Raw genomic sequence first — 21275 nt, 5'->3', positions numbered from 1 at the left:
TACCTAAATTGGACTCCGATCTCGGTTCTAAAAGGATTTTTTCCCTTCCTCTAAGTATGTCTTTTATCTGACTTGAAATGCCACCGTGTCTGAGATAGGAGTTCCGTTGATTCTGACGGAAAGAATAAAGCTCCCTCTCTTCGGTTTCCAATCGTATATATTCGAAGAGTCGGATTCTAAGACCACTCCGTTTAAAATCCACTCCACTCGCTTCGAAGTGGTTTTAGCTTCAAACCGAATCCTTTCATTCTCCTCAGGAATTTCAGGATCCAACGCGAATAGACTTCCGGTTTCCGGGTAAAGGATTTTCGGCATCTCCGCGTTCCCCGTTTCCGTCGAATACTTCATATTCGAGTTATTTGATCTAACAATGGGGAATTCCCGGTATGCTGAAGGATGCATCTCCTCCAATGATTGTATGACTTCCTTCCATAGAGGCGCTGCACCTGTTACGCCGCTAACTTCACGCATCGGTTGTCCATCCATATTTCCTACCCAAACACCGACCGTATAATTGCCGCTCGAACCGACGCACCAATTGTCTCTCATGTCTTGGGATGTCCCTGTCTTGGCGAACGAGAAAAATTTAGTGGATAAATGATTTTCCCAACCGAAACTGAGAGATCGATTGTCGCGAGAGGAAAGTATATCCTTGATCATTCCCGTTATCTCTCTCGGATAAACTCTTTTAAATCGGGCATCCCGTTCTCCCGCCCAAGTCTCGGCGTTCTTCAAAGCTTCCTCAGGATCGAAGGTAGGTTCACTCCAATACCCGTCGTTCGATAAGGTTCTGTACGCGTTTACCAATTCCCATAGCGTGATATCCGCAGTGCCTAGAGCCAGGGACAACCCGTAAAAATCCGGATTGCGAAGTTTATCAAAACCTAATTCTCCCAAGCGAGAAACGAATTCCGGAACTCCCGTCCAGTCTAGCACTTGGACCGCCGGAATATTTAACGAAGAGGCTAGAGCCATTCTTGCTGGAACCGATCCGTAATATCTCTCTTCGTAATTGGTAGGACGATACGACCCGCCGATCAATTCCCATTCCTTCGGCTGATCCAGCAAAATGGATTCCGGTGTAAGCAAATTCTTTTCAAAGGCGAGAGCGTACAAGAAAGGCTTTAAAGTCGAGCCCGCTTGCCGTCTAGCTTGAATCGCATCCACAAAGTAATTTTCCTTTGAAAGTTTGGAATTGCCCAAATAAATTAGAATCGCGCCGGTTCGATTCTCGATCGCCAATATACCCGCTTCCCGAACATTGCGTTCTTGAATGCCGGAAAGGATACGAGTCATCGAATCTTCCGCGGCCAACTGGCTTCGTGCATCCAATGTGGATCGGACGGTTCCCGATTTATATCCGTTTATTTCCCGATGAACTAAGATTCGTCTCGCAGCATGATATGCTATGGAAGGTTCCGTATTCCAAAATACTTTCCTTTTCTTTAAATTAGCGACTGTCTCTTTTAACGGTTCGCATAAGTTCTTGGAACCTATCGCTTCGGATAACCGACATCCCCGCCGTTCCCATTCGATCGATCGAACATTCGGGTTTGGCAGAAGTGCAACTAACAAGATAGCCTCTTCCGAGGAAAGCGAAGTCGGATCGACTCCGAATATGCCTCGCGATGCGGCCCGAATTCCGACAAACTCTCCTCTAAAAGGAACCAGATTAAAATAAGATTCCGCGATCTCGGCCTTTGACCAGGTTTCTTCCAACTTCCAAGCTAGAATCATTTGATTCCATTTTTCAACATACGATCTTTGCCCGGGCTTGGATCCCAAAAGAAACCCGGCTAATTGCATCGTAATCGTACTTGCGCCTCTCTTCTTACCTCCGAACATCCGATCCCGAATTGCTCCTAGGATCGCCTTATAATCGACTCCTCGGTGGAACGAAAACCGTTTATCTTCTTGCGCAAGGATTGATAAAATAAACGATTCAGGAACTTCGGAGGTCGGAGTCCAAGCCAATCGACGAACGGCATGGTCCAGCCTTAATCGATGTAGATGCTCCCCGGCTCGGTCCAAGAGAGTTCCTTCGGACGGTTCGTATTTACTTTGTAGCTCTTGAAAACTGGGAACTTTCCCGGCTTGTATTTCGGTTACAAATTCTTTAGGCAATCCTTGTCCGAAGCAGGGAACTCCAACAAGTATCAGAATAAAGGAGTAGAAGCGCAGCATTCACAAATTCCTTAAGGACTGACCTTCATCGTAAGGTTCGGATTGGCCGCAAATATCTCCGGCTGATACATAGCCTCCGCTCTTGTCGGAGGTAAGGTGAAGATCCCGGGTGAATTAATTCGATAAACATATTCGTAAGTCGCTTCACCGGGGTAAAACAACTCGTAATAAGCGGTCACACCCTCGAATTTTCGTTCTACGAAGGACGGACTGTCCCACCAATTCGTATCGGTGTTCGCGGTCAATAGCGCCGAATCTCGAGACAAACCGGACCCGAGAATGGTTGCACCGGCAGGAATCGGATCCCGCAAGGCCAGCCAAGAGATGGAGAATTCCGAACGAAGTTTTAAGCGCACACGAACGATATCTCCTTCCTTAAAGCTGGATTTCGGTTTGCCAAACTCGTCTAAAATTTCCTTTTGAATTCTCAATCCGCTGCTTAAAGGAGAAGATAAAGGAATCGCTGAAGAAGTTTTTACGTACGCATAGGGCGTACCGCTTCCTTCGTGGCTAAGTTTTAAATCGGATTTTCCTTTCGGTAGGGAAAATTCCACCTTGCCGTCCTGGCTCTTCCAATCGAACGTAGTCTCTCCCGAGTTAAAGGAGGCCTTTGCAGTTCCTTTGACTTGAACGGATTCGAATGAATTACGATATTTTTTTAGGGCAAGCACGGCAAACGCGTTTGCGGTCGTAATATCAAAATGTCCTAATTTAATTTGATTTAATGTGCCTCGTAAAAGTTTCGGAACTGCTTCCTTCCAAGCATCGTCCTTTAAAATCGAATTTAACAGGCGAATTTGGACCGCGTCCGCGGACGATAATAGCCACCAGAGTTGGGATCCGTCCGAAGCTAATTCATACGAACTTCCCTGAATACGAAGTCTGGAACGTAAGACCTCATCAACCTTATTCCGTTTCGTCGCATCCCAATTCGCGTTACGATATAGATTTCGAAGCGATACGAGAGTTTCCGTCGGAAGCCTATTAGGATCTGTTTCGATAGAACGAATTCTCGAGGCTTCCACTGTTCCGAATCGGGAAACGGCTTCCATAGCGCTGATCTTTCGAAGCAACGTGTCACTGGTTGCTAACGGTGAAGATCGAAATAAAGTTCCGTCGATAAAACGATTGAGCGCTCCGATCATAACTTGTCTAGATGATTCCGGAATTTCCCATCCTGATTCCGAAGACAATAAAAGCGTGTAAACCGTTAAAGGAATGCTGCCTCTCCCGTAGGAATTCGGAAAAAATTGAAGTAATCCATCCGGGTCCAAATACTTAGGGAGACTTCGAACGATTTCTTTCCAGTTTGCTTCGTCGCCTAAAGAGACGGATTTGGAGAGTTTTTGCTCCAGACAGGAATACGGATACTTAGCCATATAGGATTCGATACCCGTTATAGGTCCCGCAACAAGGCTCGAATTGAACGTTACTTCCAAGGTTCCGCGATTCGGCTCCGCGTTTGCCGGCTCTTCCACCGGAACCTGAACGGAAGGAGTTAATTGATAGAAGTTAGCCTGGAGAACCTGCAATGGAATGGCCGTGCCGACCGTTTGCTTAAACCGTAATGTATCGGTAAAAGAAACGGAAGATGCTTCCGTTGAAAAATCGTATACGATTTCCTTTACTCCTTTCGGGACTTCGGTTTCCCAATACGCGGTTTCGGAAGCATTAGGAGCGAGTGTGATTGATTTAGAGGCGAGATTCAAATCCGGAATCGATTTCACCCGCAATTGAACTTGGATAGATTTCGCGGTGGTGTTCTTTAAAGAAATACCGGGTCGAATTCTATCCCCTTCTCGAACATACGGAGAGACGCTCGCATACGATAATATTTCTTGGCTTGTCCGTATATTCGCATAAGCGGAACCGAATCGATTCGTTCCCGAGCTGGCTACGGCCACGATTCTGAAAGAAGTTAACGAATCATTAAGGGGGATTTCTACCTCTATTTCTCCCTTGGAGTTCGGAATCGCATCCGCCTTCCAGTAGAGAAGCGTATCGAAAAGTTCGCGAGTCGTGGATTTACCTCCGCCGCCGCCGGGAGGAAGACTCTTTAAGCCGAAATGCCTCCTTCCGATGATGAACGTTTGAGCTGTGGACGTTGTTACGTCGATTCCTCGAGGCGACATCATCGTATTCAGAAGATTCCATGAAAGATTCGGCTTTAGCTCCAACAAACTCTCGTCGACGGCAGCCAATGTAACTTTCGAGTTTTTCCAAAACTCTCGATTTGCCTCAGAAAGAAGAATTTTAACCTTTGCCTTTTCTCTCGGATGATACTCCTCTTTTTCGGGCAAGACCTTTAGATCTAGTTCGTAAGGTCGCCAACCGACTTGAATTTCCGCCATACCTAGACGATATGCAGGTTTGGCGAGGTCGATAAGAGCGGTCGGTTTCGGCGCTTCTACTCTGCCTCGAACGGCTAAAACGGAGACAAAAACATTGGGACCATAACTAGACTCGATCGGAATTTCGATACTAGGGTCTGTTCCGCTTAACGTTTGGACGAAAGAACGTAAAACCCCTTCTCTTTCGACGGTGACTAACGCAGTAGCGGTCTTAAAAGGCATCCGAACTTGAAAGCGAGCGGTCTCTCCTTGCTCGTATTTTTTCTTTTCCGGAAAAATGTCCATTCTGTCATTATCAGAAGAACCGAACCAGAGCTCTTTCTCTCCTACGACCCAAATGGAAGCGTGAGCGTAGGATTCTTCCCCATCAATCTTCGCTTCTAGATATAATTCTCCGGTTTGATTGATTGCTCCCTGACATTCCAGAATTCCCTTCTCATTCGTAGTACCGGAGCATACTTGCCCGATATCTTTTCTCTCCAGACGGTGATTATAAGAATAAAATCCACCCACTAAACGCCTTCTATGAGAAATATACTTAGCGGAAATACCTTTAACGGTAATCTTCTTTCCTTCCACCGGATTCCCTTGCGGATCCAAAACGAAAACTTTGGAGCGAATCTTATTTCGAACCGCGACCCAATCTTCATTTCGAATCGCAACTAGATTCTTGGAAGGCAATAATCGAAAGTTTCTCGCGACCGTTTGGATTTCGCCGTTCGGATCCTTCCATTCCATCTCTATATCCAGCGAATGTACTCTCTCCAATTTCTGAGGAACCGTAATTTTTTCCGAAAGAAACCCGTTTGGATCCGTTTTAGAAGAAACTAATTGGTATTCCTGTTTCTTCTTCGATCCCGAATCGGAATCCTCCTCGTAAGCTTCGTACCCCGATTGCGAAGATTCCGATTTTCCGTTTCCGAATTCGACATTGGGATATAAAGGGAACTGGATTCCACCCGAAGGTTTTATGGAAGAACGGAGGGAAACAGGTAATAGCCCTGCCTTCCCTCCGGAAAGATACGTAATCTGCCCCGTGACGGAGATTTCCTTCGGGGCGACAAGCTGGGAAGAGTCCGCCTGTAATTCGCCTTTTAAGAGAGGAAGCCTGAATTGTGCCGAAGTAAACGTGCCGGAAAAAATTTTTCGCCCGTTGGGTAGCAAAAAGTAAATGGAATATTCCCCTAAAACGGATTCTTTAGGAATCGTAAACTGAGTCTCCCCCGAGAACGAATCCGACCAATTTACTTGCAAAGAATAATTCTGACCCGTTCCATTATGCGTAACTTGCACGGAACTAGGAATTTCGGATCGATTCGGATATCTGAAACCCTCACTCGTCGTTAAACGAAGTATATGATTCATCCGAACCGTTTCGCCTTCCCGAAACAAAGAACGGTCTAATACGGTAGCGTATCGATAATTACCGTCGTAATAATTTTGCCTTAGCTGAAATCTCCAAGGTTCGATTCCATCGTCCCAAGTCGTATGAAGGAACGTGAAATCTTCCCCCTTCTTCGCTACTAAGAAATACCCGTCATTATATTTATTTACGTCTTGGCAATTGCGGCTTTCGCGGGAGATCTCCTTGGTGAGAATCGATCCGTCCTTTCCCGTGGCTCCCTTCCAAACTAGGTTGGCTCCGCAATCATACACGAATATTTCGGCTTCATCAATAGGTGTCCCCTTATCGAGAGACGTTAACCAGACGAGAGAATTTTCCTTTCCCCATTTAAAATGCAAAGAGAGATTTGTGACTAACGCTGCAGTCCTTACGAACATCGGTTTTTGATCCGGATCTAACGCTCTTCCTAAGACCGCGCTTTCGATCTCTACGACATGCAATCCGTTTCTCTTCAACGGAATTCCGACGACTTCGAAGCGTTTTTCGCCTCCTGCAGAAGGGATTCCGAATCCTTTTGCCGATGAGCCTCCATTCGCATTTTTAAAAATAGATTCGTCTTTTCGAAAATACGGAATTCTACGAAGCCAATATAAAATTTCCTGTACTTGACCGGGTCCGACTACGATCGATTTTGCCGGAAGAGGTTTTCCTTCTTTTTTCTTTTCGTCGGAATTTTTGCCCCCGAATGCATTTCCCAAAAATTCCTTTCCTTGGCTCTTGAGTGTTGCCCATTGTTCTAGAATGAATTCCCCACCCCCGCTCGGCTCTAAGGGATTCAAATGCTTCGCCGGAACCGGCGCTTCGATATTTCGGATCGTTACAGGTAGAAGGGCTTCCGGAAATCTTTCAATAATTCCGAATTCGCTCGCGAATTTTGCAAGAGGAGGATATTCGTCCGTGCGAAACGTTAACGGAAAGGAGGATGCGTTCTCTAATGGACGCCCGGCATCGTCCGAAATTCCCTTCGGTAATACGAGCTGAAATTCAGTGTTTGCCGGTAACGGATAGGAAAAGGCAATCGAGTAAGTTTCGTAGCCATTTTCGGAATCGTCTTTCTTTACCGGAATTGTCTTACCGTCGGAAGTTTTCAGGTATATCTGATTTTTCCAAGCGGAACGAATCGGAGAAGAAAAAGTTGCATATACAGGTGATATCGGAACACATCCCGCCTTAGCATTCACCCTTTCGCATGTGAAACCGGCTGTAAAAGACGGTCGCACTCGATAACTTGTTTCCCAATTCGAAGAAGTCGCAACTCCGCTAGCCGAACGGAGTCCGCGTTCGACAACGATTCTCACTGATTTACCGGAAGGAAAAACCTGTTTCGCACCTATTACAAGAGTGGAATTGGTTGCCTTGTAAGTTCCGCTAGCGTTTAGAATTGCTTCTCGATCTTTTCCCTGGATGATTCGAATCGGGACCTTGTTCCCGAGACCTTCTATTGCAAAATAAATTCTCTCCGTTAAATCGCTAAGTTTAGGTTCCGCATCAAACTGCAAAACAAAGGCTTGGTCTTCCGCGATTGTCGAGCCTTGGTAAGGCCGAAGATCCGAGACGGCAGGACCTCCCGTACTGAACGTAAACGATTTTCCTTCGTCCAATACATTGCCGGAGATTGATTTTAAGGAACGGGTCGTAAATTTACAAACCAATCCGCCCGGTAGCGGTTGCTCGAATTCGTAAACCCAATCCGTTTCCGTGACCCACCGTTCTTCACCCTTTACCGGGCATTCGATTTTAAAAGGCGAAACGGCTCGTTTCGGATCCCCCAGCGGAACCATCGGTTCTCGAAAGAGAGCCTGAACTTGGCCGACTTTTTTGATTTCTCCTTGCGGAGAAAACGAAAATTGAACCTTGGAGGATTGCGCTATTCCTGACCCGCCGGCAATAAAAAATAGAAGAATTGGAAAACGTAAAAATATTGCTCGTGTAAAAAAAGGAGAGAATTTCACTAGATCGTCCCTCAATGAAAGTGAAGTCTTTCATCCTCAATCTTTTGAACTTAGGCAACTAGTTTATTTTCTTCTCAGGAATACTGCGCGCCGGAAAGGAATTCTCCCCGAGCGAGTCGTCTCTCGCCCGGGTTTGATAAAAAGAAGTTTCGATCCCATTTTAACCGGCAATATTGATTTCGCTTACCAAAACATCCGGGACTTTGATGGAAGAATAGCTATCCGAATATTCATTCGAAATCCCGTCGATTTTACGGAGCAGATCGAAGAAATTCGTATTCATAGTGATTCGATCCACTGGAAATTGCGGAATCCCGTTTTTATAATAGAATCCTTGCACTCCGATGGAAATTTCCCCTGAAACCGCGCTGCAACCGGCGCCGCCTTCCAGCTTAGTCACAAAAATACAATGAGGTACCGAAGAAAGTAGCTCTTGACGAGTGCTTGTACCGAACGGAATTATAAAATTGGAAAATGAAGTTCCGGCCCTTCCCGAATAGGAACGTACTCCGTGTCCCGTGGGTTTGACTCCCTCTTTCTTTGCCGATTCTAAATTATATAAATAGGAAGAAAGTATTCCGTTTTCTACCACGGATCGAGGAGAAGTAAGAATTCCCTCTGCATCGATTAATCTAGAACCCGGAAAATCCGGTAGATGAGGTTCACACCGAATCGTGAGAATGGGAGAAGCGACTTCCTGCCCTAACTTGTCTACCAATCTAGATTGGCCTTTTTGAACGGCATCCGCGAAAAAAGGAGATGAGAACATACCGAAGATTTGGGAGCTGATTCGATTGCTCAAAACGATCGGATACATTCCGCTTTTGAGAGGTTCAGCTCCAAGTAATTCGGTCGCACGAACTGCGGCTTCCTTGGCAATATCATTCGCGGAGAATTTTGAGAGGTCCCTGCCTGATCGATAAAAACTGCCCATTTTCTTGCTGTCTTTTTCGGAAGCTACGACTCCTGTTCCGGCATATATTACGTTGGATTCCTTTTTAACGAATACGCCTTTCGAATTTGCCACCAAACTTTCCGTTCTACTTTTCCCGACTCCTACATGAGGCACATTCTCGATTCTTGAATCTCCCGCCCAAGACGCTTCGTCCAGACTCTGACCAAATTTTCTCATCCAAGAAAAGTCCAAATCCTCCAAGCTTTTCTCGAAATGCTTTAGATTAATGTCGGGAAGCGGTTGCGGACCGGGTAAATCCAAATCGAGTGGATCGGTAATTTCGGTTTGGTCTAAGGCATCCCGAACCATTCTTGCTAAGGCTTCTTCGCTGAATCGTTCACTATACGAATATCCCGGTCGAGAATTTTGGAGAATTCGAATCCCCACGCCTCTCGAACGAGATGTTTCCGTATTTGCAATTCTTCCTTTAAATACTTCTATCCCGGTATCTTCCGAATCGGTGGCGATCAAATCAAATTGATCTACGCTGAGACGTTTTCCTTCTTGGAGCACAAACTGAGCGGCTTCTTCTAAATTCATTAACGTCCACCTACGAGAATTTCATCCACTTTGAGAGACGGTTGCCCGACTGTTACAGGAATCGATCCGGAAGACGCGCCACAAGTACCGGCAGCTAGCTCCAAATCCGTTCCTACCATGGAAATCTTAGGTAAAATTTCATGGCCTTTTCCGATCAAAGTGGCTCCTCTCACTGGCTCAGCCACCTTTCCGTTACGAATTACGTAACCTTCCTCCACGGCAAAGTTAAACTCCCCGGTTGCCGGATTGACGGAACCTCCGCCCATACGTTTGGCATAGAGACCGTATTCGACCGAGGAAAGCATTTCATCAAAGGAATCCTTTCCGGGCGCGATGAAAGTATTTCTCATTCTAGAAACCGGTGCGTATTGATAGGATTCTCGCCTTCCGCTTCCGGTGCGGGGGGATCCAGTTTCCATAGATCCGACTCGATCCGAAAGATAAGCCTTTAAGATTCCGTTTTCTATCAAAAGAGTCTTTTGAGTAGGCATTCCTTCATCGTCCACTTTTAAAGAACCATAATAATTTTCTAATGTTCCGTCGTCGTAGGCGGTAAGACAGGATTGTCCGATGGGTTCTCCTAATTTTCCTACGAACGGGGACGAATTCTTGCGAATCGATTCGGTCTCGAGAGGATGCCCGCAGGCTTCGTGGAAGATGACCCCGCCGAAGCCGTTACCCATAACAACCGGCAATTTCTTTCCTTCTATATACCCTGCATCCAGCATAAACAAAGCTCTTTCCGCCGCATTTTGCGCCAGATCCTGAATGGGTAATCCTTCAAAGAATTCGAATCCCCGGATTGCGCCCGGCGATTCCGTCGCGACAAAACGTTCTCCATCCTTTTCCGCCGTTACGGATAGAGAAAAACGGCTTCTCACTCTAAGATCTTCCACCCATAATCCTTCCGAATTCGCGATCAAAACGTTCGTCACTATATCCGACGCGCTCGCCCCGACTTGCACAACCTTGGATGAAACCTGTCTAGCCGCCCTATCAGCCGATTGCAATATTTCCAATTTTCTGGAAGGAGAAACTTGTCTAGGGTCCAAAAAGGCAGCGGGAAATTGCGCTTTAATTGACGAAGGAGAAAGGGTAAACTTTCCGCCGACGGAATTCGCTTCTCCACGGGAATCCGCGAGTAAATTAATTAAAGAAAGAAGATGCGATATTTCGTCATTACTAGTGTAGGCGTACAGAACATCCGTTCCATATATTAAGCGAATTCCAATTCCGTAATCTGTTGCCGCTAAAGATTGTTCAATTTTCTTATCTCGAAGAGCTACCGACGAATTTCGGGATTCTTCCTCGTAAATTTCCACAAAATCTGCCTTTCTATTCTTTCCGGCTTCGATCAGTGTTTCTGCTTTTTTAAGATCCATGTATGTTAATTAGACCGAGTTTTTCGGTTTCCTTTCTCTCTTTTCCTTATGAACAAAACTATATTTCCGGGAACGGAATATTTTGAGGAGGATTTAGTAGACCTTCCAAGGCCAAGCGAATGTATTCCGGTCCTTTGATTTCACCAAACCGCGGTATAAGGTGAAAATGCATATGTGCCACCTTCTCCGCAACTAGTACCGTATAAATTTTTTCGGGGGAAAAACGATCGTAAATCCAGGCCGTCGCTCGTTGGAACGCGGTTCCCAACTCTGCAAATTCCTCCGAAGTCCACTCGGAATATGCTTCGCGATGGGAAACTGGCTCCACATAAAGATATCCGGGAAGTTTCTTTGAAAATTCGCTATGTCGAACAAGAAACAGGCCTGACTGAAACAAGAATCCCGGAATTCTTTGGCTACTATGCGCGGAACAAATCGGACAGTCTGAAATCGAACCTTCAGAAATAGGTGCCAGATTTATACTCCCGAGACCTGAGCAATATAATTCTTATACCGGTCGTAAACGCGTTGGATATATTCCAGATTCGAGCAAAATCGAATGATACATCGATAAAAATGATACCGTTCCATATCCACAATCTGATTCTCTCCGTCCATCTGTTCCCGCAATAAGCCTTTAATCATTCCTAAAAATAAGGATCTTTCCAAAGCATTATAACCCTCGTGAGCGTAGCGAGCGCCTTCCAGAATGTTCACAAAATTAGCCGCCGAACGAAGGAACTCCTTCTCGTTCGAAAGATACTCGAATTTTTCCTCTTCGGAAAAAGTGGATAAATAGTCATGAAATAAGGTTAACTGGATGGATTCCACTAAAGAGCCGGTTTTTTCCTTCGCTTCTTTATAGAACGGAGTCTGAATACTATACTCGACAAAGTCTCTCCAGGAGGATTTTGTAGTTTCTATCTTGTGAAGTTCTTTCAGACTCATAGTATTTCCGCTTTTAAGGCTTTGATTTTCGATTCTTCTTTGAGGTATACAGGGAAAAACGTCTCTATGTCAAAGGTTTTCCGTTCTCTAATCTTTCTTTTCTGTCTAGCGATTCCCTCGGCCGCCTTTTCAACTGAATCCGGTGATGAGGAAGTATGGGAAACCGCGATGGAATGGGCAGGACATCCGGTATTTAGAGAAAAACGTATCGTTCGCAATTTAGTATCCAGTTTTTATAAAAATGAAATTCAGCAGACGGAAACCGCGATTCGCGAATCCTTAGATAGACAGTTTTCGAAAAAAAAACTTCTAAAAGCCGGAATTCATGAACTTATCCGTAAGGACTTGGATTCGATTCCCGATTTAGCCGGAATCTCCTACGAACTTCCCGAACTAGGTTCAGGCACGATCTTGAAAGAAGAGACGGATTTTCCTGAAACCTTTCAAAGCTTTTCCTACAAAAATGGAACGATAAAGTATTTCTTTCGCAGCCGCCAAAAACCGTATTTAGAAAATTGGGAAAACTTAAAGCTCTTAGGCAGCTTTTACGCATTTACGGAAGCCGGCGCCTTATTGCTCTGCAAGGAGAAAGAGGATGCGCCTATCCAATTCAGGGATATAAGGGAATTAAGGTCCCATTTTCAGGAAAGAAAGAAAAGGAATTCTTCTCTCGAGCTTTTTCACGAAAACGGAATTTATCTTTTCTATTTCCCGAGCCAAAATCTATTCCCTTATTATATTCTATTAATATCAAAGGGATTGTTATCCGTATTTACCGTTATACTAGTCTTTCTATACTCGAAACGGTTTTGGACGTTTTTAAAAGACCAAAACAAGCGCAGCTTTAAGGCGCAAACGCTCTTCTTACGGGATAAGCAAAAAATAGCCGCTCCCCACGATTCGGATCAGGAGCCGATTTCTTAACATCCAATTTCACTGCAAGCATATTTGCTATACAAATAAGTAGATTTTTTTCACATTTTGCACCGTTTTTTGGGTGACATAAGGCTCATAAAAAACGATCCTTTTCTTGAGGGAATTTCTAAGATTTTACGGATCTAAATGGAATTTGTCCGGGTTAGGAAGTATGATGCACCTATCTCAGTCGGATCCCTCAAAAAGTACACGCAATCATAAAGGAAGGGGAATCGTTTTGGCAAGAGAAGGAGCTAAAGAATCCATGAAGAAGCAGAAAGAAGAAGCCCAAGGCTTAGACGACTCTAAGAAAATGGCGATCGATCAGGCCATGACTCAAATTGAAAAACAATTTGGGAAAGGATCGATCATGCGACTCGGTGCGGCTTCTGCTACGAACGTGATGCCCGTGATCCCGACAGGTTCTCTGGATCTTGACATCGCTTTGGGTATCGGTGGATATCCGTTAGGTAGAATTATCGAAATCTACGGGCCGGAATCCTCCGGAAAGACGACTCTTACTTTGGCTGCAATTGCAGAAGCTCAAAAAAGAGGCGGAGTTGCGGCGTTCATCGATGCCGAGCACGCGTTAGACCCATCCTACGCAAAGAAATTGGGCGTAAATCTGGAGGAGCTTCTCGTATCTCAACCGGATAACGGGGAGGAGGCGCTGGAAATTTGCGAGTCTTTAGTTCGTAGCAACGCAATCGATATCATTGTTGTCGACTCCGTAGCTGCACTTGTTCCTAAAGCCGAAATCGAAGGCGATATGGGAGACGCTCATATGGGTTTGCAAGCTCGTCTTATGTCCCAAGCTCTTCGCAAGCTTACCGGAACCATATCCAAATCAAGAACGGTTGTAGTTTTCATTAACCAAATTCGTATGAAAATCGGAGTCATGTTCGGGTCTCCCGAAACTACGACCGGTGGAAACGCGCTTAAGTTTTATAGCTCGATTCGACTAGACATTCGAAAAATTGAAACCTTAAAGGAAAAAGAGGAAGCCACAGGCAATCGAGTCCGAGTCAAAGTGGTTAAGAATAAGACCGCTCCACCGTTCAGGCAAGCGGAATTTGACATAATCTACAACACTGGAATTAGCAGGGAAAGTTCTCTCGTTGACTTAGGTGTAAAACACGACATCATTAGCAAATCGGGCGCCTGGTATTCCTATAATACCGAAAAGATCGGCCAGGGAAAGGAAGCGGCTAAAGAATACTTGAAGGCCAACCCTGAAATTGCCTACCAGGTCGAAAATATGGTGCGAGACTTAAACGGTCTCCCTCCTCTTGCAAAAGAAGGAAAAGCGCCGACAGCTCCTAGCGGAGGCGAAGACGTCCAAAGGGCCGCGGGATAAAACATTACTACTGGCTTTCTTTTTAGAAACCATTGACGCCGGGTGGGAAATCCATCCGGCTTTTTTTTTATTCCAAGAACTTTTCCTTCTTTCATACTTGCCTTACACAACCAAGAATCCAACCAATTAGGAAGAACATGCCAGAAATCAGTATTATCGGGGCCGGCGGATTTACCGGAAAAGAGCTTCTCGGACTTTTAGCTCGCCATCCAAAATACAAAACGGTTCATCTCACAAGCGATAAGCTTGCAGGGAAAAAAATATCGGAAGTATTTCCCGATCTCCCATTTCCGGAGGATTTGGTTTTTAAGAAGCACGAAGATCAAGTTCCAAAGGGATCCTTAGTGGTTTTAGCGGTCCCAAACGAAGCTTCCTTAACCTTGGCTCCGAGATTCTTAAATGCCGGACATAAATTAATCGATCTCTCCGGGGTGTATCGCCTTCATGATCGCGAAGCATTCGAGAAAACTTACAAACTAACCCACACTAATTTCGAACTCGTAAATCAGGCGGTTTTCGGAATTCCTGAATTGTTTAGGGAAAAGTTGAAAGGAGCGAATTTCGTTTCGAATCCCGGATGTTATTCCACTTCCGTAATATTGGCATTATATCTTCTCGGCGACATTAGGAAGAAGATTCGAAGTCGGATTATTGCCGACTGCAAATCCGGAGTGAGCGGTGCGGGCGGAAGAGTGGAAGACGGGGGTTTCTCCTTTACGGGAGTGCATGAAAACTTTCGCGCTTATAAGATTTTAGCCCACCAACATGAACCTGAAATCCAAGAATATTCCTATGTAGGCTCCGGACTACCGCAGCCCGAAATTCTCTTCGTTCCTCATCTTCTTCCGCTCTATCGAGGAATATTATCCACAATCTATCTCGAAACGGAAGCAACAGAAGATCTGGACGTTCTTGCAACTCTAAGGAAAAACTCCTCGGGCGAACCGTTTGTACGAATTCGGGAAACTCCTGAAGAAATCGATCTATCGAAAGTCGTTCATACGAATTTCCTAGATATCGGAGTACGCCAAAGAGGAAGGACGATCACCATCGTCTCCGCTTTGGATAACCTAGTGAAAGGCGCCGCGGGGCAGGCCTTACAAAATATAAATTTAATGCTTGGAGAAAAGGAAACTCTCGGTCTCCTTCCGTAACTTCCATGGAAAAACTTAGCGTATACCATCTAGTCCGGGATTCTTGCAATCAATATCGGGACCGTCCCTTTCATTGGATCTGGGATGAAAAGCAACATACGTTTACCGGAATTTCGTACGGGGAATGGTTTTCCAGCCTAGAAAGACTTTCGGGATATTTGCTTTCCAAAGGACTAAAGCGAGGAGACAAGGTCGGACTCATCTGTGATAATCGCACGGAATGGTCTCTGTGCTCTTTTTCGGTCGTCTGCGCAGGCGGCGTAGATGTTCCGAGAGGTTGCGATGCAAGTGCGGACGATATCATTTATATTCTAAGCCATACGGACGCGAAAATCGTCTTTATCGAAAAGAATTCGGTTCTAAAAAAGCTTAGTAACCGTCCGGATTGTTTATCCTCAATTGAAGTTCTTATTTTAATCGAAGACGAATCCACTTTCGAGGGCTTAGGCGAGATCAGGAGCCGATTCCCAAAATTGGAAATCCTTGCGCTGGAAAAAGCATTATCTTCCGGCGAACAATATCTCTCGAAGAAAGGACCGGAGATCTTGAAACAAGCGGGAGAATCGCTTGCAGGTAAAGATACTGCAACGATCATTTACACTTCCGGCACAACCGGAGTACCGAAAGGGGTCGTTCTTAAACATAGATCGTTTACCTGGAGCGTCCAGCAACTTCAACAATTCGTCCCCGTAACCTACTCGGACCGAACTGTGGTTTTTCTTCCGCCTTGGCATATCGCGGAACGGATTTTAGAGACGGCCTTACTTTCCTGGGGAGCTTCAATGGCCTCTTCCGGAGTTGCTAGTTTACAGCGAGACTTTGGCCTAATCCAACCGACCGTACTAGTTTCAGTTCCCCGAGTATGGGAGGCATTGTATCGTAAAATCTGGGATACGGCCAAAAAAGGACCATCCTGGAAATTTACGCTTTTCTCCTTAGCCGTAAAAACAGCCGAGTTCCATAGCTCTCTCTATGATACGATCACCGGAAATTACGCAACGACGGAAGATGAACCTTCTGACCAAAAAGCTATGGATAGATTCCTGGCATTAGCGCTATACGGGCCGATTTCACTGGCAAATCTGCTTTCTCAAAAAATTCTCCAGCCGGTTCGTGCATCTTTGGGCGGACGTTTGCGTTTCGCATTTTGCGGCGCAGGAGCGATGCCTTCTAAAATCCAATTTTTTTTCCGCTCCATCGGCATTCCCATTATCGAAACCTACGGAATGACAGAGACTACCGGAATGGGAGCTATGGGTGGCTTTCCTATTCCGAAAACAGGCGCGATAGGACCCGTTTTTCCAGGTGCACATATAAAACTTTTGGATGAGACCGGGGCAGTCGTTACCGAATCCGGAGTAAAAGGTACCGCCTGGCATAAAGGACCGCATGTCACCGCAGGCTATTACAAAGACGACGAAAAAAATCGGATTTCGCTTATCGATGGTTGGTTCGATTCCGGAGATTTATTCGTCTGGACTAAGACGGGCGAACTCAAGTTTGCGGGACGTGCGAAAGACACGATCGTATTGTCGTCCGGCGAGAATGTGGAACCGGAACCGATAGAAGCTAAAATTTCCGAATCCGAATTTATCCAATTTGTCGTAGTAGTCGGGCAGGATCGGAAATTTCTGAGCGCCTTGATCGTTCCTAATTTTGAAAAACTTAGGGAAAAATTCTCGGATATCGGGCAAATACTGCCGGAAGACAATACCGAAGTCGTTGCCAACCCGGCCGTACTGAAATTTTATAAAGAACTACTGAAAGAAAAAATTTCGCAAGACAACGGATTTAAGAACTTTGAAAGGATCTCCGATTTTTTGTTAATCGAAAAGCCGTTTGAAAAAGGGGAAGAACTCACGGAGACTATGAAAATAAAACGTAAAGTCGTTCTCGAGAATTATTCTCGTCAAATCAGTGAGTTATATTCTTAAATCGATATGGCGAAAATGAAAAATCGAGAAATCCTTTTTTGCGGAGCCTTTACCGGAGAAATAGACAAGCTGCAATCCGAAGAGCGATTTTGGGTCTTAGAGACCGGAGTGGGAAACTTAAATGCGGCGCTCCGCCTACAATCTTTTCTCTTGGAAAATAAGGAACATCCACCCAAATCGATTATTTTCTTAGGTTCGGCGGGAGTGTATCCGTGGGTTGCCCGAAAAGAATGGGAAGGAAAGCTGGGGCTTTCCAGAGTATTTACGAATTACGAAATCGCCTATCTGGATAAGAAAATACGCGTACCGGAGTTTCTAAAGCTAAAACTGGAATTTACGGCATTCGAAATTCCTGCGATAGGCAACGGCTTTTTCGAATCTACTGCAAATGGGACCGGTTCGGTAACGTTAGAAGACCTTAGCCCCCGAGCTACCGAACGTTTAAAAACCGAAGACATAGGCTTGGAAAATATGGAAGTTTTCGGACTCGCTAAGGTAGCGGAAAGTTTTACCATTCCCTTAACCGCCATCTTCTCTCTCACGAATCGAGTGGGTCCTAAAGGAAGCGATGAATGGAAATCTTCCTGGAGAAAATTATCCGATAAATTGCAGGAAGCTATTATCGCTTCGTTTCCATGAAAATCTCATTTTTTCCGTTCGGAGGGAAAGAATAATTCCCGGATTTCCTTTGTGGCAGCCTCGGCTTCCAACTCGCCTTTCTTTATCACTTCCTTATATCGTCCGAAATCGGTGAAGGCGAATTCTTCGATATGCATATTCACGAAAAGATCCATTTTCTCTTTTCTAAGTTTGGTAATCTCTCGTCCTTCAAGAGTTATTGCTCTAGCCATAATCTTTAAAATAGGAGGATACGTAACGTCCTCCCAAAGATTTTTAAAGAAGGATTTCCCGGTCACTTTACGGTCTTCCAAAAGGCGGACGATCGCATCGTCGCGCAATGGAGAAACGTTTACCGAAAGGATTACGTCGGCCCCTCTTTTGCGTATCAAGTTATCGGGAACATTGTTGATTACGCCTCCGTCGATTAAAAGATGGTCTCCTTTAAATACCGGCGGGAACATCCCGGGTAAACTCATCGCAGATGCAAGGGCCTCCCAAATCGGGCCCTGATCCATTACATACTCCTGTCCGCTATGCAAATCCACGGCGGAGGTCACAAACGGAATTTTTAGGTCCTCGATCAATTGCGAGCCGAATGCGTCCTTCAACATTCGCAGCATCTTTTTTCCCTTAAAGAAGGAAATTAACGGAATGGTGGGATCAAACGGCTTATCGATTCCACCGAAGAATTTACTGATCATTTTGTAGATAGAGTCCGCGCTTTCTCCTCTGGCATATAATGCGGCTATTACCGCGCCGAAGGAAGATCCCGAAACATAATCGAATCTGATCCCCTCCCTTTCTAAAACTTTCAATAGCCCGACGTGAGCCAAGGCTCTAGCGCCGCCGCCGCCCAGAGCCAATCCTCTAGTTTTAGAAACCAAATATCTTGCAAAAGTCTCGCCTTTATAGAAAATCCTTTGATTGGTACTTTTATCTTCATGATGGATCGCTTTATCGGAAACGACGATCTTCGATGTGCGTCCGTCGTAATTACGTATTCGAGGTTTCCAATAATCGATGATTTCGGTTTTTTGCTTTACGTTCCTTTCAGGATTGTCCTCCCAAAAGACTATTTGATCGCATTGTTGCACGACCTTATCAAATTCCGGCATTATGCTCGGAGTACGAAAATAGATATGGAGAACCGGTGATTTTTTTCTAAGCTGGGAAATCATCCGAATCATGTCGGATAACGATTTATCTTTGAACGTATCGATCTTGAAAAGAGAGACATTTCCTTCGTGCGATCGTCTCCCTGTTTCGACGATAGAATCTAGATGATGTTTAAAGTCCTCGATCTCTTCGGTTGGAATATGGCAGATCAATCTTCGCGGAACCGACGGGTTCTTGATCACTCCTTCGATTACTTCGCGCATGCGGATTCCCATGAGGCGCATTAGATTTTGAGATAAGATCTTTTCCTTTGCAGCCAATCGGAGGAAGTATTCGCCGTCCAATACGTACAGAAGAGTATCCAAAACTGCCGTTGCTGAACCTGAATGCACGGACCTGGTTAAAACGCTGTTTTCGGCAAAAATATCCCCTTCACCTAAGTATCGAACGGTTTGTCCGGCTTCCCCCAAAGTGACCATGACCTCGCCATGTCGTATTAGATACAGCTCCTTAGAAATCTCTCCCTTATAATAGATGACATCATGGTTATAAATATTTCGTTCTTCGATATGCTTATAAATTTGAACGAGAAACTTTCGCGGGAGACTTTTAAATAATGGAATTGAGGCAAGAAATTGCAATGCTTCGGGAGGGACGAAACGTATCATTCCGGCAAATCCTACGGCCCCTCTAACGATTTGTAAAGCCTATCTCGTATCGAGAATGAAATACGAACGTAAAGGTGTTTGGTTTCCGGCTGGAAATCTCTTGATTTCTGAGTTTAAAGGGAAATTCTAGCTCCGATGCAGTTAGATTCAGCCTCCGTTGTTTCGATTTTTCAAAAATCCATCCAAGATTGGCATGTAAGCGAATCCTTATCAGAAAACCCCTACCCCTCGGCCAGTTTAGAACATTTATTCTATAAAAAGAACCAAATTGATACGGTACAATGGCATGTTGAAGACGAAATCCGACGACCGGATTTGCCGGATTCAAATCTCGTTCAGTTTAAGCGTCAGATAGACGCTTTAAATCAAGAAAGAACGGATACTGTCGAGTTAATCGACGATTTTATTTCATCCCGCTTTCAGGATGTTCCTCGCAAACCGAACGCCCGCATGAATTCGGAGACTCCGGCCTGGTTGATAGATCGGATGAGTATTTTAGAACTCAAAATCTATCATATGGAAGAGCAAACCCGTCGGACGGACGCCTCATATGCGCATATCGAAGCTTGTAAAACGAAACTAAGTATTCTCCTTGAGCAACGGAAAGATTTGTCGATTTGCCTGGATGAGATTTTGGACGATCTGTCCAAAGGCGAGAAATATTATAAAGTTTATCGTCAAATGAAAATGTACAACGATAAGAATCTTAATCCTTCTTTGTATACCAAAAAAGCATGAACCTTCTTGTTCTTCGTTTTTCGGCAATGGGAGACGTCGCTCTAATGGCGCCGGCTTTAATAGCTGTCGTTGCCAAATATACGAATATCCAGCTGACGGTGGTGACTCGGGGAAATTACGCCCCCTTTTTCTATAATATTCCGAACGTTCACGTAATCGGAATTAATCTTAAGAAATACAGGGGAATTATGGGCCTTTACCGATTATTTCGGGAGCTGAACAAGCTGGGTCCTTACGAGAAAATAGTCGATTTACACTCGAGCGTAAGATCCAGATTTATCAGTTTATTTTTCCGTTTAAGGGGCGTGCCGATTTTTCAAATCGTGAAAGGCAGACGCGAAAAATTACGGCAGATTCGTAGAAATAGAAAAGTACTTCGAAAACTTCCCCACACGGTTGATCGATACTTGAAGGTATTCGATAAGGCGGGATACCCCGCTTCCGTTCGCAAAGGACCTTGGATAAACGTGGATCCGGAATCCAAAATTTTTGCGAAGGATTTTCTGCTTTCCAGAAAGATCGATAAAAAAGAGGGCCTTTGGGTCGGATACGCGCCATTTGCCGGCCACAAACTGAAAGAATGGCCGCATGAAAAAAGCATCGCGCTGCTTAAACTACTCAAGGAAGAATTTCCGAATATTAGGATTTTCTTATTCGGATCGTCGCAAGAAGCCTCCATCATGGAAGAATGGAGAAACGGCGATCAATCGATGACGATCGTCTCCGGAGGAAAACTCGGAATACGAGGAGAACTCGGAATCATGGAAAGAATGGACGTAATCATAGGGATGGATTCGTCCAACATTCACATCGCAGCTCTTCTAAAGCGTCCTGTCGTCGCGCTCTTCGGAACGACTCATCCGTATTCGGGCTTTGCGCCTTTTGGTCAGGAAGATACCGGCGTTCTGCAAATAGAGGACCTTGCTTGTCGACCATGCAGCATTTACGGAAATACGACCTGCTTTAGAAAGGACTTTGCGTGTATGGAGTGGATCACGCCAGAGGACGTTATCAAACGTATCAATGTGATTATAAATATCAATACTCTCTTTTAA

General features: G+C 45.0%; 14 protein-coding genes. 7 read left to right on the top strand and 7 right to left on the bottom strand.

Going from position 1 to position 21275, the window contains the following annotated elements:
• Window positions 1-63: 63 nt before the first annotated feature.
• From pbpC to LEP1GSC058_RS06025, 6 genes are all read right to left on the bottom strand, one after another.
• Window positions 64-2184, bottom strand: a complete 2121-nt coding sequence (pbpC, locus tag LEP1GSC058_RS06050; RefSeq protein WP_016548497.1) for a penicillin-binding protein 1C — start codon at window positions 2182-2184, stop codon at window positions 64-66.
• A gap of 11 nt (window positions 2185-2195) precedes the next feature.
• The gene (locus LEP1GSC058_RS06045) at window positions 2196-7892 is read right to left on the bottom strand and encodes an Ig-like domain-containing alpha-2-macroglobulin family protein (protein ID WP_016548413.1); all 5697 of its coding nucleotides are present in this window, start codon (window positions 7890-7892) and stop codon (window positions 2196-2198) included.
• 160 nt (window positions 7893-8052) lie between these two features.
• Complete coding sequence (locus LEP1GSC058_RS06040; protein WP_016548720.1) at window positions 8053-9387, bottom strand: TldD/PmbA family protein; 1335 nt, start codon at window positions 9385-9387, stop codon at window positions 8053-8055.
• Window positions 9387-10769: a TldD/PmbA family protein gene (locus LEP1GSC058_RS06035; protein ID WP_016548519.1), complete on the bottom strand. Its 1383-nt coding sequence runs from the start codon at window positions 10767-10769 to the stop codon at window positions 9387-9389. The genes LEP1GSC058_RS06040 and LEP1GSC058_RS06035 overlap by 1 nt, the downstream gene beginning before the upstream one ends.
• Window positions 10770-10827: 58 nt before the next feature.
• On the bottom strand, window positions 10828-11220 hold the full coding sequence (locus tag LEP1GSC058_RS06030; protein ID WP_039948057.1) for an HIT family protein: 393 nt from the start codon (window positions 11218-11220) through the stop codon (window positions 10828-10830).
• 26 nt (window positions 11221-11246) lie between these two features.
• Window positions 11247-11717 (bottom strand): hypothetical protein, encoded by a 471-nt coding sequence (locus tag LEP1GSC058_RS06025; protein WP_016548620.1) that lies wholly within the window; start codon window positions 11715-11717, stop codon window positions 11247-11249.
• Between the two features lie 66 nt (window positions 11718-11783).
• Here LEP1GSC058_RS06025 and LEP1GSC058_RS06020 point away from each other — a divergent pair, with 66 nt between their 5' ends.
• The 5 genes from LEP1GSC058_RS06020 to LEP1GSC058_RS06000 all read left to right on the top strand — a co-directional run bounded on the left by LEP1GSC058_RS06020 (window position 11784) and on the right by LEP1GSC058_RS06000 (window position 17716).
• The gene (locus LEP1GSC058_RS06020; RefSeq protein WP_016548543.1) at window positions 11784-12641 is read left to right on the top strand and encodes a hypothetical protein; all 858 of its coding nucleotides are present in this window, start codon (window positions 11784-11786) and stop codon (window positions 12639-12641) included.
• Window positions 12642-12897: 256 nt separating this feature from the next.
• The gene (gene recA, locus LEP1GSC058_RS06015) at window positions 12898-13989 is read left to right on the top strand and encodes a recombinase RecA (protein ID WP_039948110.1); all 1092 of its coding nucleotides are present in this window, start codon (window positions 12898-12900) and stop codon (window positions 13987-13989) included.
• 137 nt (window positions 13990-14126) lie between these two features.
• Window positions 14127-15143, top strand: a complete 1017-nt coding sequence (gene argC, locus LEP1GSC058_RS06010; protein ID WP_016548351.1) for an N-acetyl-gamma-glutamyl-phosphate reductase — start codon at window positions 14127-14129, stop codon at window positions 15141-15143.
• Between the two features lie 5 nt (window positions 15144-15148).
• Complete coding sequence (locus LEP1GSC058_RS06005; protein WP_016548708.1) at window positions 15149-17077, top strand: AMP-dependent synthetase/ligase; 1929 nt, start codon at window positions 15149-15151, stop codon at window positions 17075-17077.
• A 15-nt stretch (window positions 17078-17092) separates the two neighbouring features.
• Window positions 17093-17716, top strand: coding sequence for a nucleoside phosphorylase-I family protein (locus LEP1GSC058_RS06000; RefSeq protein WP_232224627.1), 624 nt, complete (start codon window positions 17093-17095; stop codon window positions 17714-17716).
• 5 nt (window positions 17717-17721) lie between these two features.
• On the opposite strand, the gene LEP1GSC058_RS05995 is transcribed toward LEP1GSC058_RS06000, so the two are convergent.
• Window positions 17722-19482, bottom strand: a complete 1761-nt coding sequence (locus LEP1GSC058_RS05995; RefSeq protein ID WP_016548513.1) for a patatin-like phospholipase family protein — start codon at window positions 19480-19482, stop codon at window positions 17722-17724.
• Between the two features lie 135 nt (window positions 19483-19617).
• Here LEP1GSC058_RS05995 and LEP1GSC058_RS05990 point away from each other — a divergent pair, with 135 nt between their 5' ends.
• Window positions 19618-20220 carry a DUF4254 domain-containing protein gene (locus LEP1GSC058_RS05990; protein ID WP_016548392.1) on the top strand — a complete coding sequence of 201 codons (603 nt, stop codon included), beginning with the start codon at window positions 19618-19620 and terminating at the stop codon, window positions 20218-20220.
• Window positions 20217-21275, top strand: a complete 1059-nt coding sequence (locus LEP1GSC058_RS05985; RefSeq protein WP_016548639.1) for a glycosyltransferase family 9 protein — start codon at window positions 20217-20219, stop codon at window positions 21273-21275. The genes LEP1GSC058_RS05990 and LEP1GSC058_RS05985 overlap by 4 nt, the downstream gene beginning before the upstream one ends.

The sequence above is a fragment of the Leptospira fainei serovar Hurstbridge str. BUT 6 genome (genome assembly GCF_000306235.2).
Taxonomy (GTDB): Bacteria; Spirochaetota; Leptospiria; order Leptospirales; family Leptospiraceae; genus Leptospira_B; species Leptospira_B fainei.
This window is presented reverse-complemented; position numbering and strand designations above follow the sequence as displayed.

Excerpts from the sequence above, each read along its gene's own strand:
- pbpC (WP_016548497.1), bottom strand. The coding sequence starts at position 2,184 with ATGCTGCGCTTCTACTCCTTTATTCTGATACTTGTTGGAGTTCCCTGC.
- LEP1GSC058_RS06040 (WP_016548720.1), bottom strand. The coding sequence starts at position 9,387 with ATGAATTTAGAAGAAGCCGCTCAGTTTGTGCTCCAAGAAGGAAAACGT.
- LEP1GSC058_RS06035 (WP_016548519.1), bottom strand. The coding sequence starts at position 10,769 with ATGGATCTTAAAAAAGCAGAAACACTGATCGAAGCCGGAAAGAATAGA.
- LEP1GSC058_RS06025 (WP_016548620.1), bottom strand. The coding sequence starts at position 11,717 with ATGAGTCTGAAAGAACTTCACAAGATAGAAACTACAAAATCCTCCTGG.
- LEP1GSC058_RS06020 (WP_016548543.1), top strand. The coding sequence starts at position 11,784 with ATGTCAAAGGTTTTCCGTTCTCTAATCTTTCTTTTCTGTCTAGCGATT.
- recA (WP_039948110.1), top strand. The coding sequence starts at position 12,898 with ATGAAGAAGCAGAAAGAAGAAGCCCAAGGCTTAGACGACTCTAAGAAA.
- argC (WP_016548351.1), top strand. The coding sequence starts at position 14,127 with ATGCCAGAAATCAGTATTATCGGGGCCGGCGGATTTACCGGAAAAGAG.
- LEP1GSC058_RS06005 (WP_016548708.1), top strand. The coding sequence starts at position 15,149 with ATGGAAAAACTTAGCGTATACCATCTAGTCCGGGATTCTTGCAATCAA.
- LEP1GSC058_RS06000 (WP_232224627.1), top strand. The coding sequence starts at position 17,093 with ATGAAAAATCGAGAAATCCTTTTTTGCGGAGCCTTTACCGGAGAAATA.
- LEP1GSC058_RS05995 (WP_016548513.1), bottom strand. The coding sequence starts at position 19,482 with ATGATACGTTTCGTCCCTCCCGAAGCATTGCAATTTCTTGCCTCAATT.
- LEP1GSC058_RS05990 (WP_016548392.1), top strand. The coding sequence starts at position 19,618 with ATGCAGTTAGATTCAGCCTCCGTTGTTTCGATTTTTCAAAAATCCATC.
- LEP1GSC058_RS05985 (WP_016548639.1), top strand. The coding sequence starts at position 20,217 with ATGAACCTTCTTGTTCTTCGTTTTTCGGCAATGGGAGACGTCGCTCTA.